Here is a 1,360-nt window from a genome sequence, read left to right on the forward strand (position 1 = left end):
GCGTCGATGTAGCGCTTCGTATCGTCGAAGTACTGGCCCGTTAGCGGATCCTTGCCGCGCACCGCGCCGATCATCTCCGAGCCGAACAGCACGTTGTCGGCGGGGATGACCTTCGTCAGCAGCTCGACACCCGGCTTGTGATACACGCACGAGTCGAAGAAGATGTTGTCGAGCAGCCCTTCGAGCGGGCGGTCGCACATTTCCAGCGACATCCCCCGATAACGCCCCCAGTGATACGGCACCGCGCCGCCGCCGTGCGGAATCACCAGACGCAGCGTCGGGAAATCCTTGAACAGGTCACCTTGCAGCAACTGCATGAATACCGACGTGTCCGCGTTCAGGTAGTGCGCGCCCGTGCCGTGGAAGCACGGATTGCACGAAGCGGCCACGTGGATCATCGCGGGCACGTCGAGATCGATCAGCGCTTCGTACAGCGGATACCACTCGCGATCGGTCATCGGCTTGCCGGTCCAGTAGCCGCCCGTCGGATCAGGATTCAGGTTGCAGCCGACGAAACCCAGCTGCTCGACGCAGCGGCGCAGTTCCGGCACCGAATTCGCAGGCGCCGCGCCCGGCGATTGCGGCAGCTGGCACACCGGCGCGAAGTTGTCCGGATAGAGTTCGGTGACGCGATACACGATGTCGTTCGACAGTTCCGCCCATTCGAGGCTGGTGCGCTCATTGCCCAGGTGATGACTCATCAGCCCGGCGATCGGCGAGAACAGCGTGAGGTCGCTGCCGCGCTCGCGCTGCAGCTTGAGCTGGCCATTGCCGATCGCTTCGCGAATCTCGTCGTCGCTCACGAAGGCACCGTCGATCGAAGGCGCGTGGGCCGGATCGTTCGCGAATTCGACCTGTTTGGCGCGCCAGGCGCGGAACGACGCAGGGACGGTCGTGAAGTGACCGTGGCAATCGATAATCATGTTTTTCTCCGTGCGCGTCAGCGGGCCAGCGGGTCCACGAACAGTTCGTTAATGGACATACGGCGCGGCGTCAGGCCTTGCCTGAACGCAGTGGCTTCCAGCGTCTCGATGGTCTTCAGGTTGGCTTGCAGACCGTACGGCAGCGGGTCGTGGCCGACGATCTTGCGCAGCTCGAGATACTTTTTGTCGCTGGCGGCCGTGGCTTCGCCTGCATCGAGGCGCGCGAGCCATTCCTTCTTCGCCTGGTCGAACGCGTCGTAGAGCGACTTCGCGATCCACGGATGCTCCGCGAGCACCGAATCCTTCACCACGATCGTGCCGTGCATCGGATAGACGCCGGTGCGTTTGTAATAGCTGGCTTCGAGTTCGCTCGCGTTCGGCAGCAGATCGGGGTAATCGGCTTCCACTTCCTTCCAGCCGCCCGTCGGCGCGCCGGT

General features: G+C 63.3%; 1 protein-coding gene and 1 pseudogene. Both read right to left on the reverse strand.

Translation table 11 applies throughout. The features are described from left to right. A partial coding sequence (locus LPA34_RS26820; RefSeq protein WP_228984167.1) for an amidohydrolase family protein occupies positions 1-923 on the reverse strand: 923 nt, incomplete at its 3' end. A gap of 17 nt (positions 924-940) precedes the next feature. Next, a pseudogene (locus LPA34_RS26825) lies at positions 941-1,360 on the reverse strand (ABC transporter substrate-binding protein); the annotation flags it as partial.

The sequence above is a fragment of the Paraburkholderia gardini genome (genome assembly GCF_907164575.1).
GTDB classification, from domain to species: Bacteria; Pseudomonadota; Gammaproteobacteria; order Burkholderiales; family Burkholderiaceae; genus Paraburkholderia; species Paraburkholderia gardini.